General features: G+C 66.7%; 15 protein-coding genes. 8 read left to right on the forward strand and 7 right to left on the reverse strand.

Annotation, left to right across the window (positions count from 1 at the left end; all coding sequences use genetic code 11):
- Nucleotides 1-426: 426 nt before the first annotated feature.
- The 5 genes from Q8S30_RS06255 to Q8S30_RS06275 form a co-directional block, all read right to left on the reverse strand.
- Nucleotides 427-1,590 carry a cytochrome-c peroxidase gene (locus Q8S30_RS06255; protein WP_371135475.1) on the reverse strand — a complete coding sequence of 388 codons (1,164 nt, stop codon included), beginning with the start codon at nucleotides 1,588-1,590 and terminating at the stop codon, nucleotides 427-429.
- Nucleotides 1,591-1,711: 121 nt separating this feature from the next.
- Entirely contained in the window at nucleotides 1,712-2,749 is a 1,038-nt protein-coding gene (locus tag Q8S30_RS06260; protein WP_305665172.1) for a cell wall metabolism sensor histidine kinase WalK, read from the reverse strand.
- 104 nt (nucleotides 2,750-2,853) lie between these two features.
- Entirely contained in the window at nucleotides 2,854-3,372 is a 519-nt protein-coding gene (locus tag Q8S30_RS06265) for a gamma carbonic anhydrase family protein (RefSeq protein ID WP_305665173.1), read from the reverse strand.
- Nucleotides 3,356-4,012 (reverse strand): guanylate kinase, encoded by a 657-nt coding sequence (gene gmk / locus Q8S30_RS06270; RefSeq protein ID WP_305665675.1) that lies wholly within the window; start codon nucleotides 4,010-4,012, stop codon nucleotides 3,356-3,358. Before gmk ends, Q8S30_RS06265 begins: the two co-directional genes overlap by 17 nt.
- A gap of 31 nt (nucleotides 4,013-4,043) precedes the next feature.
- Nucleotides 4,044-4,931 carry a YicC/YloC family endoribonuclease gene (locus tag Q8S30_RS06275; RefSeq protein ID WP_305665174.1) on the reverse strand — a complete coding sequence of 296 codons (888 nt, stop codon included), beginning with the start codon at nucleotides 4,929-4,931 and terminating at the stop codon, nucleotides 4,044-4,046.
- A gap of 139 nt (nucleotides 4,932-5,070) precedes the next feature.
- Here Q8S30_RS06275 and Q8S30_RS06280 point away from each other — a divergent pair, with 139 nt between their 5' ends.
- A complete protein-coding gene (locus Q8S30_RS06280) occupies nucleotides 5,071-5,775 on the forward strand; it encodes a PAS domain-containing protein (protein WP_305665175.1) in 705 nt (234 codons plus the stop codon).
- An 11-nt stretch (nucleotides 5,776-5,786) separates the two neighbouring features.
- Here the strand turns inward: Q8S30_RS06280 and Q8S30_RS06285 are convergent, their stop codons facing one another.
- Together Q8S30_RS06285 and Q8S30_RS06290 are read right to left on the reverse strand one after the other, a co-directional pair.
- Nucleotides 5,787-6,272 carry a hypothetical protein gene (locus Q8S30_RS06285; RefSeq protein WP_305665176.1) on the reverse strand — a complete coding sequence of 162 codons (486 nt, stop codon included), beginning with the start codon at nucleotides 6,270-6,272 and terminating at the stop codon, nucleotides 5,787-5,789.
- A gap of 183 nt (nucleotides 6,273-6,455) precedes the next feature.
- Entirely contained in the window at nucleotides 6,456-7,826 is a 1,371-nt protein-coding gene (locus Q8S30_RS06290; protein WP_305665177.1) for a class II 3-deoxy-7-phosphoheptulonate synthase, read from the reverse strand.
- Between the two features lie 183 nt (nucleotides 7,827-8,009).
- On the opposite strand from Q8S30_RS06290, the gene Q8S30_RS06295 reads away from it, so the two are divergent.
- The 7 genes from Q8S30_RS06295 (at nucleotide 8,010) to Q8S30_RS06325 (ending at nucleotide 14,986) form a co-directional block, all read left to right on the forward strand.
- Entirely contained in the window at nucleotides 8,010-9,194 is a 1,185-nt protein-coding gene (locus tag Q8S30_RS06295; protein WP_305665178.1) for a GlxA family transcriptional regulator, read from the forward strand.
- A gap of 10 nt (nucleotides 9,195-9,204) precedes the next feature.
- A complete protein-coding gene (locus Q8S30_RS06300) occupies nucleotides 9,205-9,738 on the forward strand; it encodes a GNAT family N-acetyltransferase (protein ID WP_305665179.1) in 534 nt (177 codons plus the stop codon).
- Between the two features lie 114 nt (nucleotides 9,739-9,852).
- The gene (locus tag Q8S30_RS06305; RefSeq protein WP_305665180.1) at nucleotides 9,853-11,037 is read left to right on the forward strand and encodes an ABC transporter substrate-binding protein; all 1,185 of its coding nucleotides are present in this window, start codon (nucleotides 9,853-9,855) and stop codon (nucleotides 11,035-11,037) included.
- A 117-nt stretch (nucleotides 11,038-11,154) separates the two neighbouring features.
- Nucleotides 11,155-11,943, forward strand: a complete 789-nt coding sequence (locus Q8S30_RS06310; RefSeq protein ID WP_305665181.1) for an ABC transporter ATP-binding protein — start codon at nucleotides 11,155-11,157, stop codon at nucleotides 11,941-11,943.
- The gene (locus tag Q8S30_RS06315; protein ID WP_305665182.1) at nucleotides 11,940-12,650 is read left to right on the forward strand and encodes an ABC transporter ATP-binding protein; all 711 of its coding nucleotides are present in this window, start codon (nucleotides 11,940-11,942) and stop codon (nucleotides 12,648-12,650) included. The genes Q8S30_RS06310 and Q8S30_RS06315 overlap by 4 nt, the downstream gene beginning before the upstream one ends.
- A 3-nt stretch (nucleotides 12,651-12,653) precedes the next feature.
- The gene (locus tag Q8S30_RS06320; RefSeq protein ID WP_305665183.1) at nucleotides 12,654-13,664 is read left to right on the forward strand and encodes a branched-chain amino acid ABC transporter permease; all 1,011 of its coding nucleotides are present in this window, start codon (nucleotides 12,654-12,656) and stop codon (nucleotides 13,662-13,664) included.
- The gene (locus Q8S30_RS06325) at nucleotides 13,661-14,986 is read left to right on the forward strand and encodes a branched-chain amino acid ABC transporter permease (protein WP_305665184.1); all 1,326 of its coding nucleotides are present in this window, start codon (nucleotides 13,661-13,663) and stop codon (nucleotides 14,984-14,986) included. Before Q8S30_RS06320 ends, Q8S30_RS06325 begins: the two co-directional genes overlap by 4 nt.
- Nucleotides 14,987-15,180 lie beyond the last annotated feature (194 nt).

Genomic DNA, 15,180 nt, shown 5'->3' on the forward strand with positions numbered 1-15,180 from the left:
GTTCCGCGGTCATCGGCGCGTCTGCCCGGGAGTCAGCGGGCGCAAGATCCAGCCCGCAAGGCGTTCCGGGCAAGGCCGGGCCGGGGCAGCGATGCGTGGCCGTCATTCGAACGGCCGGCTGTTCAGGCTCTGCCACCAGCTCCAGCGCCGCTGCCGGAGTGCCAATATGGCGCAAGCCTTGACCCGCGCCCCAAGGCAGAAGCAAGGTCACGATCAGGCAGAGGCAAAGGAGGCGCAGCATCGACATGGTCCTGCCATGCCAAGTCCTGGCGGTGAAGTCGATGCATCGCGGAGGCATTTAAGGGAAACTTCACGTGATCGGGGGCATATTCAGGGGGTTATGGCGCTCTGTGGCTTAACCATATATTACATAATACCGATTATGGGCGAACTGGATATAGACCAGCAGCACCGGGCAACCCGCCCTCACTCCTCCAGCAGGTCCTCGAAGCGCGCATCGGTCAGCGTCCTGAGAAACGCCACCAAGGCATCCACCCGCTTGTCATCGAGCGCGGGTCCATGCTCCAGCTCTGCCAGCGACAGGTTCTCGGGCACCTCTGCCGGCTCCCATTCCACGCCAGTCTCCGGGTTCACCAGCCGCGCCGCGTCCTTCGTGTTGTACTTGTTGTAGAACAGCACGACGGTGCGCAGATCGGCGAAGACACCGTTATGCATGTAAGGCCCCGTCACCGCGACATTGCGCAGCGTCGGCACCTTGAAGCGGCCCGCGGCCCCCGGGTCCGCCGCCGCCGGGTTCAGCGCGAGGCCAAGGTCCGGCGCCGTCACGCCATTGACCTTGCGCGCAGCACCATTGGCCGGCACGCCGATATTGTGAAACTCGTAATTGCTGAAGGTCTCATCCGCGGCGACCGGGCTTTGGCGCAACTGGTGGCACTGGTTGCAATTGGTGAACTGGTCCGAGAAAAACAGCACCCGCCCCAGCTCCTCCTGCCTCGTCATCTCGTACTCGCCGCGCAGCCAGCGGTCGTATTTGGAGTCGAACGGCGCGAACGCCTCGGTGAACTGGTACGCCGCCAACGCCGCGCCCATGGCGGCATAGGCCGCCTCGGTATCGGCGAAGATCGCCGGGCCATAGAGCGCCTCGAAGGCCGCACGATAGTCCGGCTCGGCCGCCAGCCGGGCCACGACATCGGCGCTGCCGGGCATCCCCATCTCGATGGGATTGAGCGGCGGGCCGCCCGCCTGCTCGGCCAGATCCCTGGCGCGGCCGTCCCAGAACTGGCCGCCGACCAGCGTACCATCGGCAAGCCGTTGAAATATCGGGCTGAACCGGGCGTAGCCGATGGCGGGCGCGTTGCGATCCCCCAGCGAGGCACCATCGTCACCAAGGCTCACGGCATGGCCGGCGACGGTCTCCCGCGGATCGGCATGGCCGGCCGAAGGATCATGGCAGGTAGCGCAGGATTGGGTCCGGTTCCGCGACAGGATCGGGTCGAAAAACAGAGCTTCGCCAAGGGCCTCGGCGGTCGGAAAGGCTAGATCGGTGCCCTGCCCCGCGCGCAGGCTTCCTGCCAGCGGCACGGCCAACAACCCCACGGCCCCAAGGGCGACGAGCCCTGTCGCCAACAGCTTTCCTGATCCAGATTGCGCCATATCGGGTATCTCCGCGCCGCAGCTTAGCGCCGCTGGAGATATTTCTACTCTTTCAGTCAGACTTTCAAGCGCCGCGCTGTCGCAGGCCCGGGAAGCCTCAATTCTCAGGCAGGATCACCGAAAAGCGGCTGCCCTGACCCTTGGCACTGTCGATCTTCAGCTTGCCGCGATGGCGGTTGATGATGTGCTTGACGATGGCAAGCCCGAGCCCGGTACCGCCCTTTTCGCGGCTGCGATGGGCATCGACGCGGTAGAAGCGTTCGGTCAGCCGCGGCAGATGCACCTGGTCGATGCCCTCGCCGCGGTCGATCACGTCAAAGCGCACGGCGGGGCCGCGCAGCCCAATCTCGCGCGGCTCACGGGTGATCTCGACCGTCACCTTCTTGCCGGACCCGCCATATTTCACGGCGTTTTCAATGAGGTTGGAAAAGACCTGCGCCATCTGGTCCGGGTCCGCCAACAGATGGATCGGCGCCTCGGCCCCCGTCAGCTCGATCTCGACCTGAGCCGCCTCGGCAACCGGCTTCAGCGCTGTGATGGCCGAGCGGACGATGGCGGCCATGTCCACCCGCTCGCCCGGCCGCATCCGCTCCTCAGCCTCGACCCGGCTGAGGGACAGCAGCTCGCTCACCAGCCGGTTCATCCGCCCCGCCTCGCGCTCCATGATCGTCAGGAACCGCTCGCGCGCCACCGCATCGTCCTTGGCGGCGCCCTTCAGGGTTTCGATGAACCCCAGCAGCGCGGTCAGCGGCGTGCGCAGCTCATGGCTGACATTGGCGACGAAATCGCGGCGCATCTCTTCGGCCTTCTCCAGCTCTGTCACATCCTCGAAGGCGATCAGCGCCCCCAGTTCGGGCCCGTTGCTGACGGGCGAGGTCATGATCCGGTAGGAGGCATCCTGCGCGCCGGTGATCAAGAAGCGCGCGCGGTTGGTCGATCCGTCGCGCAACGTCGCCTCCAGCGCATCGAGCAGCGCCGGCTGGCGGATCACCGTCAGCACCTGACGTCCCTCCAGCTCTGCCCCAAAGATGACATGGGCACCGGCATTGGCGGATTTCACCCGCTGGTCATTGCCGACGATCATCAGCGGCAAGGGCACCGCGGCCAGCATGGATCTGACGAGTTCGGAATTCATGCTGTCCCTCCCGCGCCCGGAAAAGGCGAGTTCTCCTGACTTGTCAGATGTTTGTGACAGAAATGTAACCTAAAATCTTCAAAACGCGCTGCAACAGGCTAACGTCAAATCTCTTTCAGCCCTGCGCGGAACCTTGCCGCATTCTTTCGGTATCCCGCCGCCGATCGCAGCAGCGCCGCCTGCCCCGCCTCGTCCAGCATCCGCACCACCTTGCCCGGCGCGCCCATCACCAGGCTGCCATCGGGGATCTCCTTGCCCTCGGTGACCAGCGCCCCAGCGCCGATCAGGCACCCGCGGCCGATCTTGGCGCCGTTGAGCACGGTGGCGCCCATACCTATCAGGCTGCCCTCGCCGATGGTGCAGCCATGCAGCATCGCCTTGTGGCCGATGGTGCAATTGGCACCGATCACCAGCGGGAAGCCCATGTCGGTGTGGCAGACGACATTTTCCTGCACATTGGAGCCCGCGCCGACGCGGATCTCCTCATTGTCGCCGCGCAGGACGGCGCCGAACCAGACGCTGGCACCGGCCTCCAGCACCACCTTGCCGATCAGATACGCGCCGGGGGCGACCCAGGCACCCTCGTCAATCTCGGGCGCAATTCCGTCAAGCGTGTAGATCATGCCCCGCCTCCGCTCCATATTCCGCATTCAGCCCGCGCACGAACTCCGTCAGCCAGGGCTGGCGGTCGCGGCGCAGGCGTTCGGCGGCGAGGATCCTGACCAAGTCCGCCTCGGTCTCGTCGATGTCGCGGTTGACCAGCACGTAATCATACTCGCTCCAGCGGCTGATCTCTCCCAGCGACTTCTGCATCCGGCCCGCGATTACCTCATCGCTGTCCTGCGCCCGCCCCCGCAGGCGGCTTTCCAGCTCGGCCATCGAGGGCGGCAGGATGAAGACCGACACCACCTCGCGCCCAAGCGCCGAGGAGCGGATCTGCTGGCCGCCCTGCCAATCCACGTCGAACAGCGTGTCGCGGCCCTCGGCCATCGCGCGGTCCACCGGCGCGCGCGGGCTGCCGTAGAAATTGCCGAAGACCTCGGCATGTTCCAGCATCTCGCCGGCCGAGACCATCGCCTGAAACGCTTCATGCGAGCGGAAAAAATAGTCGCGCCCCTCCACCTCGCCCGGCCGCGCGGCCCGTGTCGTGGCCGAGACCGAGAATTGCAACGAGGGGTCGCGCGCCATCAGCCGTTTCGACAGCGTCGATTTCCCGGCGCCGGAGGGCGAGGACAGGATCAGCAGCAGCCCCTTGCGGCGGATATCGGCGGTCATGGGCGCTCCACGTTATGCGTCATTCGATGTTCTGGGCCTGCTCGCGGATCTGGTCGATGACATGCTTGAGGTCAAGCCCGATCCCGGTCAGCGCCGGGTTTCCGGCCTTGGCGCAAAGCGTGTTGGCCTCGCGCATGAACTCCTGGATCAGGAAGTCGAACTTGCGCCCCACGGGCCCCGGCGCGGCCAGCAGCGTGCGCGCGGCCACCACATGCGCGTCCAGCCGGTCCAGCTCTTCCGTGACATCGGATTTCACCGCCAGCAGCGCCAGCTCCTGCGCCACGCGGGCCGGATCGGCGCAAATCTCGGCGGTCATCACCCGCGCCATCGCGGCGCGCAGGTTGCTGGCGGCTTGGTCGCGGCGGGCGTCGGCGGCGACGCGGGCCTCGGCGGCCAGCGCCGCCACTCGGTCGATCTGGCTGCCGATCAGGCTGGCAAGCGCTGCACCTTCCGTCGCGCGCATCGCGTCGAAGGCGTCGATCAGCGGCTCGATATCGGCCAGCAGCGACGCTTGCAGCGCGGCATTGTCGGGCGCCTCGGCCTCGGCCCCCTGCTCCAGCACGCCGCGGAGCCCAAGGATCTCTGCCGGGCTGACCGGCGCCACCTGTAGTCCGGTTCCCTGCGCCGCCGCCTCTGCTTGCGCCAGCGCGGCCACGGCCGCGGCAAGGCCGGCGGCATTCACCCGCAGCGCCTCACCCCCTGCCCCGCGGGACAGCCGCAGCGAGACCGACACGGACCCGCGGGCGATGCGCGCCGCCAGCCGCGCCCGCAGCGCAGGCTCCAGCCCCTCGATGCCCTCGGGCAGGCGCAGCCGCAGGTCGAGGCCCTTGCCATTGACGGATCGCATCTCCCACAGCCAGCCGGGCAGCCCCTCGGCGCCGCCGCGCAGGCTGGCAAATCCGGTCATAGAGCGCAGGGCTGCTACAGCCGAGCCGGGTGTCTGGTCGCGTACGGGCTTAACCATTTAGGAACTTTCCGCGCCGAAACCGCGCAAGGCTGGATATATTAAGACTTGGGTAAGCATTCTGGCCCACGGTTAACAAAGCGTGAAGGTCATCGCAATCGCGGTGCGGACGGGGTTGGTCATGGACAAGCGTTTTCAGGTCGCAGGCGAGGTGCGGGGCTACTGGGAAGGGCTGCGCGGGGGCCGGGGTGTGCCGCTGCGCTCTGCCGTGGACCCGCGCGGGATAGAGCGGGCGTTGGAATATGCCTTCATCCTTGAACGGATTGCCCCCTCCATCGCGCGATTCCGGCTGGCGGGGATGCATCTGAGCGACCTGATGGGGATGGAGGTGCGGGGGATGCCGCTGACCTCTTTCTTCACGCCCAAGGCCCGGCCGCGGGTGGCGGCGCTGCTGGAGGGCGTGTTTCAAGGCCCCGACGTTGCGGAACTGACGCTGGCGGGCGAAGGCGGTTTCGGTAAGCCGGACTTGCAGGGCAAGCTGCTGATCCTGCCGCTGAAAAGCGATCTGGGCGATGTGACGCGGGCGCTTGGCTGCCTTGTCGCCGATGGCCAGATCGGCCGCGCGCCGCGCCGCTTCGACATCCTGTCGGACAGCTCCACGCGGATCGAGGATGCGACCAAGACGGCACCACAGCCGCCCCGCGAACGCGCTGCCGGCTTTGCCGAACCGGCGGCGGCGTTCCGCGCCGCGCCCATGCCGGCGCCCGGACCCATAGCCGAGCCCCTGATCGACGCCGCGACGCCCGAACAGCGGCGGGCGATGATGCGGCTGGTGCGGCCCGACTGACAGGTCCGGGATCAGGCAGCGCCAGGTTCTGCGCCGGATTCTGCGCCCGGCTCAGCCGCGGTTTGCGCCAGGCTGCGCGCGGGCTCGCGCCGGGCGCCGGTGCCGGTCAGCGCCCGGCGCAAGGCGGCAGAAGTCGGCAGCATCACCTCGGGCAGATCGGCCCAAAGCGAGACATAGATCTCGGGTTCGTTGGGGTCTGCCCACAGATGCCGGGGCGAAACCTCGACCACCCGGCAGCGGATCTTGTCGGCGCGGGCCAGGCAGGCGACAAGGCCGCGCGGCGCATAGGGTTCGATCTTCCCGAAGGGCAGCCAGCGCCGCATCCCGAACAGGCCAGCAAGCCAGTTGCGGCTTTGCACCCGCGCCTCGATCTGGCCATCGCCCGCGCCGTCACCCAGCAGGCGCACCTCGACGACGCGCCCCACCTCGATCCGGTCACCCCGACGGGCGGGCGGGATGTCGAGCACCCGCGCCTTGTGAGTCATCAACTGCAGCATACGGGTCCCCTTCCCAGATACGCTTCGACTCGCTCACCTTTACGTGAACTTCGCCTCGCACGAAATGCGACGAAGGGGCATATCGCACCAAGGGACGATAAAATGCCGGTCAGCCCTTGGCTTGCGTGACGCAAAAAGGCCGGGATCGCTCCCGGCCCTTGGCGTGCCTTGTAGTGGCGCCGATCAGAAGCCGGCGGCGCGGCGCAGGGCGCGGCGGTCGTTCAGCTCTTCGGCGACGAGGAACGCGAGCTCGAGCGCCTGGCTGGCGTTCAGCCGCGGGTCGCAGGCGGTGTGATAGCGCGAGGACAGATCTTCATCCGTCACCGCCCGCACGCCGCCGGTGCATTCGGTCACGTCCTTGCCGGTCATCTCGAAATGCACGCCGCCGGGGATGGTGCCCTCGGCCTTGTGGATGCCGAAGAACTCACGCACCTCACGCAGCACCGATTCAAACGGCCGGGTCTTGTAGCCCGAGGCGGCCTTGATGGTGTTGCCATGCATCGGATCGCAGGACCACACGACATTGGCGCCTTCGGATTGCACGGTCTGGATCAGCCGCGGCAGATGGTCGGCGACCTTGCCGGCACCGAAGCGGGCGATCAGCGTCAGCCGCCCGGCCTCATTCGCCGGGTTCAGCTTGGCCATCAGCACCTTGAGGTCATCGGCCGTGGTCGAGGGGCCGCATTTCAGGCCGATGGGGTTCTGCACGCCGCGGCAGAACTCCACATGCGCACCGTCCGGCTGCCGGGTGCGGTCGCCGATCCAGATCATGTGGCCCGAGCCCGCGACCGGGACGCCGGTGGTGCTGTCGATCCGGCACAGCGCCTCTTCATACTCCAGCAGCAGGGCTTCGTGGCTGGTGTAGAAATCCACCGTCCCCAGCTGATGCGCGGTGTCCGAGGTGACGCCCGCCGCGGTCATGAAGTCCATCGCGTCGGAAATGCGTTCGGCTACGGCGCGGTAGCGCTGCGCCTCATCCTCGTCGGTGAAGCCCGCGATCCAGCTTTGCACGCGGTGGATATCGGCATAGCCCCCGGTCGAGAAGGCGCGCAGCAGGTTCAGGCTGGCCGCGGCCTGGGTATAGGCCTGCAGCATCCGGTTCGGATCGGGGATCCGCGCCTCGGGCGTGAAGTCGAAGCCGTTGATGATGTCGCCGCGGTAGCTGGGCAGTTCCAGCCCGCCGGCCATTTCCGTCGGGGCAGAGCGCGGCTTGGCGAATTGCCCGGCCATGCGGCCGACCTTCACCACCGGCAGCTTGGCGCCCCAGGTCAGCACGATGGCCATCTGCAGCATCACCTTGAAGGTGTCGCGGATGTTGTCGGCCGAGAATTCGGAAAAGCTTTCGGCGCAATCGCCGCCCTGCAGCAGGAAGGCGCGCCCTGCCCCGACCTCGGCCAGCGTCGCCTTCAGCTTGCGCGCCTCACCCGCAAAAACCAGCGGCGGATAGGCCGCCAGTTGCGCCTCCACAGCCTGCAGCGCGCCCTGGTCGGGATAGTCCGGCATCTGCACGCGCGGCTTTGCACGCCAGTCGGATTTGGTCCAAGCCTTGCTCATCGGTCTTCTCCCCGCCTTTAGCGATAACGCCCGGGCTTATAGCGCGCTCCGCCAGCGGTGCAAACCCCATGCGTCTGTTGCATGACAGGAATGCAAAGCTTTCGGACCCCCGTTTGAAACGGTACTTGAACGGCGCAGGGTTCCCTGATTGTCTGCGTCAAAACGACATATACGGGTCGCAAAATGCGCGCACGCCTTCCGGGCACCTTTCACGGCACCCAAAACGGAACTTCGGCGGCGGCCCCAGCCCCGACCGGCACCCCGTCCAGTGCGGCCACTCCGCGCCCGCAACCCGGGCTGCCCCTGCCCGCCACCGCCCGCGGGCGCGAGGCCGGCTCGCTCTCGCAAAAGCCCGCCCCCCGCGGTGGGCGCGACAAGGCAGACCCGGTCCGCACACGGCGCTTCATCTTCCTGCTGCTGGACCGCTTCACCATGCTCTCCTTCGCCGGGGCCATCGAGCCTTTGCGCATTGCCAACCGCGTCTCGGGCCAGCCGCTCTACACCTGGAAGCTGGCGGGCGAAGGCGGCGGCGAGGCGGTGTGCTCCAACGGGGCCGCATTCCGGCTGGACATGGGGCTCGATGAGATAGACCGCGAGGATACCGTCCTTGTCTGCGGCGGCATCGACGTGGCCGAGGCGACCACCCGGCCGATCCTGAACTGGTTGCGGCGCGAGGCGCGGCGCGGGGCCAGTATCGGCGGGCTCTGCACCGGGGCCTGGGCGGTGGCGAAGGCGGGCCTCTTGGACGGGCGCCGCGCCACGATCCATTGGGAAAACCAGGACAGCTTCCTGGAGGAATTCGAAGAGGTGAAGCTGACCAAATCGGTCTTCGTCGTCGATGGCAACCGCCTGTCGACCGCCGGCGGCACTGCCTCCATCGATCTGATGCTGAAGCTGATCGCCGAGGATCATGGCGAGGATCTGGCCAATACCGTGGCCGACCAGCTGATCTATTCCGCCATCCGCACCGATCAGGACACGCAGCGCCTGTCGATCCCCACCCGCATCGGCGTGCGCCACCCCAAGCTCAGCCAGGTTATCCAGATGATGGAGGCCAGCATCGAGGAGCCGATCAGCCCCGCCGATCTGGCCGAGGATGTCGGCATGTCCACGCGGCAGCTGGAGCGGCTGTTCCGCCGCTACCTCAACCGCTCGCCCAAGCGCTATTACATGGAGCTGCGGCTGCAAAAGGCCCGCAACCTGTTGATGCAGACCGATATGAGCGTGATCAACGTGGCGCTGGCCTGCGGGTTTGCCAGCCCCTCGCATTTCTCCAAGTGCTACCGGGCGCATTATGCGACCACGCCCTATCGCGAGCGGGGCAGCCACGGCAGCAGCCCGTCGGCGGCACCGCGGCTTTCGATTTGACGGCGGCGATATGATCCAGACCCACCGGCTGATCCTGCGCCCCGCGCGGATGGAGGATCTGGCCGATCTGCACGCCATCATGTCGGACGCGCGGGCGATGCGCTACTGGTCCCACGCCGCCCATGCCACGACCGAGCGGACGGAGCGCTACCTGACCGGCATGGTCGCGGCCGTGCCCGAGGCCGAGGAATATATGGTCGAACTGTGCACCGATCCCGGCCGGGTGATCGGCAAGGCTGGCTGCTGGCGGCCCGATGAGGTTGGCTACATCTTCCACCCCGATGTCTGGGGCAATGGCTATGCGTATGAGGCGCTGGCCGCGATCCTGCCCCGAGCCTTTGCCCGCAATCCGGACCTGCAGGCGATCACCGCCGATGTCGATCCGCGCAATGTCGCCTCGGTCCGGCTGCTGGAAAAGCTGGGATTCGAGCATACCGGCAGCGCCGAGAACACCTTCGAGGTGGAGGGCGTGTGGACCGACAGCGTCTTTCTGTCGCTTCCCCGCGCACGCTACGCAGGCCCCGCTGCCTCAATTGCAGGCTGACGCGGGGGAAGCTGCCCAATCGGGACGCGCCGCCCCCGTCTTCACTGCTTCACAATCCAATATTCCCCGTCTAGTTTGACCAATAGGACAACGTTCCAACATGGGAGAGACGTCATGAAAAAACTGCTTCTGGCCACGGCCGCAATCGCGCTGGTCGCCGGTGCCGCGGGCGCCGAGGAGATCAAGCTGGGGATCTCGGTCGGCTTCACCGGCCCGCTCGAATCGATGGCCGGCCCGATGGCCGAAGGCGCCGAGATGGCGATGAAGGAAGTGACGGACTCGGGCAAGCTGCTCGACGGTTCGACCGTCACCGCCGTGCGCGCCGACAGCACCTGCATCGACGCCGCTGCCGCCACCGCGGCCGTGGAACGCATCGTCACCTCGGACCGCGTCAAGGGCATCATGGGCGGCATGTGCTCGGGGGAAACCACCGCCACGCTGCAGAACGTCGCCATGCCGAACGGCATCGTGATGATCTCGCCCTCGGCCACCTCGCCGGCACTGTCGACGCTGGAAGATAACGGCCTGTTCTTCCGCACCTCGCCCTCCGATGCCCGCCAAGGTGTGGTGATGACCGAGATCCTGGGCGACCGCGGCATCAAGGAAGTCGCTGTCACCTACACCAACAACGACTATGGCAAGGGTCTGGCCGACAGCTTCCAGGCGGCCTTCGAAGCCGCTGGCGGCACCGTGACGATCAGCTCACCGCATGAAGATGGCAAGGCCGACTACTCGGCCGAAGTCGGCGCGCTGGCCTCGGCCGGCGGCGAAGTGCTGGTGGTTGCGGGCTACGTTGACCAGGGCGGCGGCGGTGTGCTGCGCGGCGCGATCGACAGCGGCGCCTTCGACCTCTTCATGTTCCCCGACGGGATGGTCGGCGCCTCGCTGGAAACCGGCTTCGGCACGGAAATCGAAGGCTCCTTCGGCCAGAACCCGGCCGCTGCCGGCGCCGGCCGCGATGCGTTCCTGGCGATGGCAACCGAGGCGGGCTTTGACGGCACCACCGCCTTCGCCCCGGAAAGCTATGACGCGGCGGCGCTGATGATGCTGGCGATGGCCAAGGCCGGCACCTCGGATCCGGCAGTCTGGAAAGACAGCGTGATGGACGTGGCCAACGCCCCGGGCGAGCCGATCCTGCCGGGCGAGCTTGGCAAGGCGCTGGACCTGATCGCTGCGGGCACCGACGTGGACTATGTCGGCGCCACCGCTGTGGAACTGATCGGCGCGGGCGAGAGCGCTGGCTCCTACCGCGAGATCGAGTTCAAGGACGGCAAGCTGACGGAAGTCGGCTACCGCTGATCGCTCGGCGATAACAACAGGGCAGCCCGGGCACGTTCCGGGCTGCTTTTCCATAAAAATCAAGCCCTTAAAGGGCGTTCTTCATGAACAACATGAAGTCAGGGGAAGCCTTTAGACATGATCGTCGTCGAAGATTTGCACAGGCATTTCGGCGGGTTCCGGGCCGTGGATGGCGCGAGCCTGCAGATTGCGACCGGGTCCATCACCGGGCTGATCGGGCCGAACGGTGCCGGAAAATCCACGCTTTTCAACGTGATAGCGGGCGTTCTTCCACCAACTTCGGGCCGCGTCACCATGGATGGCGAGGACATCACCGGCCTCGCCCCGCATGATCTGTTCCACAAGGGGCTGCTGCGCACCTTCCAGATCGCGCATGAATTCTCCTCGATGACGGTGCGCGAGAACCTGATGATGGTTCCCGCCGGCCAGACGGGTGAGACGCTGTGGAACGCCTGGTTCCGCCGCGGCGCGATCCGGGCCGAGGAGGCTGCGCTGCGCCGGAAGGCCGACGAGGTGCTGGACTTCCTGACCATCAGCCATCTGGCCGAGGAGAAGGCGGGAAACCTGTCCGGCGGGCAGAAGAAGCTGCTGGAGCTTGGCCGCACGATGATGGTCGAGGCGAAGGTGGTGTTCCTCGACGAGGTCGGCGCGGGGGTGAACCGCACGCTGCTGAACACCATCGGCGATGCCATCGTCCGCCTGAACAAGGAACGCGGCTATACCTTCTGCGTGATCGAGCATGACATGGATTTCATCGGCCGCCTGTGCGACCCGGTCATCGTGATGGCCGAGGGCAAGGTGCTGGCGAAGGGGTCCGCCGCGCATATCATGGAGAATGAGGCGGTGATCGAGGCCTATCTGGGCACCGGGCTGAAGAACAAGGTCAAGGCGGAGGGCGCGGCATGAGCGAGCCCTTCCTGATCGCCGAGGGCATGACCGGGGGCTATGGTGCCGCCGACATCCTGCACAACTGCACCCTGAAGGTGGAGACGGGCGAGATCGCCGTGATCGTCGGGCCGAACGGCGCCGGCAAGTCCACCGCGATGAAGGCCGTCTTCGGGATGCTGAAGCTGCGCGAGGGCTCTGTCCGCATCGCCGGCAAGGACATCACCCACCTTTCGCCGCAGGCGCGGGTGGCCGAGGGGATGGCCTTTGTCCCGCAGACCAGCAACGTCTTCCCGACCATGACGGTCGAGGAGAACCTGGAAATGGGCGCCTTCCTGCGCCGCGACGATATCCGCGGCACGATGGAGCAGGTCTATACCCTGTTCCCGATCCTGAAGGACAAGCGCCGTCAGGCTGCGGGCGAGCTGTCGGGTGGCCAGCGCCAGCAGGTCGCCGTCGGCCGCGCGCTGATGACCCAGCCGCGGCTGCTGATGCTCGACGAGCCCACGGCGGGCGTCTCGCCCATCGTCATGGACGAGCTTTTCGACCGGATCATCGAGGTCGCCCGCAGCGGCATTTCGATCCTGATGGTCGAGCAGAATGCAAGGCAGGCGCTGGAGATTGCCGATCACGGCTATGTCCTCGTGCAGGGCGCCAACCGCTACACCGATACCGGAGAGGCTCTGCTGGCCGATCCCGAGGTGCGCCGCACCTTCCTGGGGGGCTGAGGAATGGATCTTCTCAACGCAATCGTGGCGCTGGCCAACTTCGTGCTGATCCCGGCCACCGCTTACGGCGCGCAGCTGGCGCTTGGCGCGCTTGGCGTGACCATCATCTACGGCATCTTGCGCTTTTCCAACTTCGCCCATGGCGACACCATGGCCTTTGGCACCGCGACGGTGATCCTGGTCACCTGGGGCTTTCAGGGACTCGGGATCGGGCTTGGCCCGCTGCCGACCGCGCTGCTGGCGCTGCCGGTGGGGATCGCGCTGACCTCGCTTCTGGTGCTGGGGACCGACCGCGCCGTCTATCGCTTCTACCGCAAGCAAAAGGCGGCGCCGGTGATCCTGGTGATCGTGTCGATGGGCGTGATGTTCATCATGAATGGCCTCACCCGCTTCCTGATCGGGGTGGATGAGATCAACTTCGACGATGGCACCCGCTTCATCATCAATGCCCGCGACTTCAAGGAGGCGACGGGGCTGGCCGAGGGGCTGGCGCTGCGCTCCACGCAGGTCATCACCGTGGTGACGGCGGTGCTGGTGGTGGCGGTGCTGTTCTGGTTCCTGAACCGCACCCGCACCGGCAAGTCGATGCGGGCGTTTTCCGACAACGAGGATCTGGCGCTGCTGTCGGGGATCAACCCCGAACGGGTGGTGGTCTATGCCTGGCTGATCGCCACGGCGCTGGCGACGATTGCCGGAACGCTCTACGGCCTCGACAAGACCTTCAAGGTTTTCAATTACTTCCAGCTTCTGTTGCCGATCTTTGCCGCCGCCATCGTCGGCGGCCTCGGCAGCCCGGTCGGCGCGATTGCCGGCGGCTTCCTGATCGCGTTTTCCGAAGTGGGCGTGACCTATGCCTGGAAGAAGGTGGCCGGCTACGCCCTGCCCGAAGGGATGGAGCCGGACGGGCTGTTGCAGCTTCTGTCCACCGAATACAAGTTCGCGGTCAGCTTCGTGATCCTGATCGCGGTTCTGCTGTTCAAGCCCACCGGGCTCTTCAAGGGGAAATCGGTATGAGCGGGCGCGTTGCAACGAACGGAAACTCCACCGCGCGGACGGTTCTGCTGTTCGCAGGCATGGCGGGGCTGGTGCTGCTGGAGGGGCTGACAGGCGGGTGGAACACCGCGCTTGGCATCGTCAACATGGGGCTGATCTCGGCGGTGATGGCGCTGGGGGTCAATATGCAATGGGGCTATGCCGGCCTCTTCAACACCGGCGTTGTCGGCTTCGTCGCCATGGGCGGGCTTGCGCCGGTGCTGATCTCGATGCCGCCGGTGACCGAGGCCTGGGCGGCGGGCGCGCCGCGGATGGCGGCGGCGCTGGCGGTGGCGGTGGGCGTCGTCGCGCTGGCGGTGGTGCTCTATCGCCGCCTGACCGGGCGGACCCGCGTTCTGGCGATGCTGGCGGTGCTGATCGGCGGCTTCTTCCTCTACCGCGCCATCTTCGACCCTGCCGTGGCGGCGATCGAGGCGGTGAACCCCGCGGCCGATGGCTACCTTGGCGGGCTCGGCCTGCCGGTGCTGATCTCCTGGCCGGTGGGCGGTTTGCTGGCGGCGGGCGCGGCCTGGATCATCGCCAAGACGGCGCTTGGCCTGCGGTCCGACTATCTGGCGATTGCCACGCTGGGGATCGGCGAGATCATCGTGTCGGTCCTGAAGAACGAGGATTGGCTGGCCCGCGGCGTGAAGAACGTCGTCGGCATCCCGCGCCCGGTGCCCTATGAGGTGGCGCTGCAATCGGATACCGATTTCCTGGCCCGCGCCGCCGGGCTTGGCATCGATCCGGTCACCGCCTCCACCGTCTGGGTCAAGCTGCTCTATGCCGGGCTGTTCCTGGTGGTGCTGCTGGCGCTGATCTGGCTGATGGAGCGGGCGCTGAACTCGCCTTGGGGCCGGATGATGCGCGCGATCCGCGACAATGAGGTGGCGGCCGAGGCAATGGGCAAGCATGTCACCCGCCGCCATCTGCAGATCTTCGTGTTGGGCGGCGCCGTGCTGGGGCTGGCGGGGGCGATGATGATCACGCTCGATGGCCAGATGACGCCGGGCAGCTACACGCCGCTGCGCTTCACCTTCCTGATCTGGGTGATGGTGATCCTGGGCGGATCGGGCAACAACTGGGGCGCGGTTCTGGGCGGGATGCTGGTCTGGTATCTGTGGATCAAGGTCGAACCCTGGGGCAACTCGCTGATGGGCTTCGTCACCGCGGGCATGGCGGACGGCTCGGCGCTGAAGTCGCACCTGCTCGACTCGGCGGCGCATATGCGGCTGCTGACCATGGGGGTAATCCTGCTGGTGGTGCTGCGCTTCAGCCCGCGGGGGCTCATCCCAGAGAAGTAGGCCACCCCTGCCGGCTTCTTGCTGGCGAAAATATCCTGGGGGGGAGGCTGCGAAGCAGACGGGGGGCAACGCCCCCCTTCTTCTTTTCGACCTGCGGGCAACGCCCCCCTTCTTCTTTTCCCCTGCCCTGCCCCGTCCACGACATCCCATGTCGCATTCCGCCATGAAGCCGCACCGGCCTCGGGGTGACGTGG

Origin of the sequence: Frigidibacter sp., assembly GCF_030695035.1 — a bacterium.
Lineage (GTDB): Bacteria > Pseudomonadota > Alphaproteobacteria > Rhodobacterales > Rhodobacteraceae > Frigidibacter.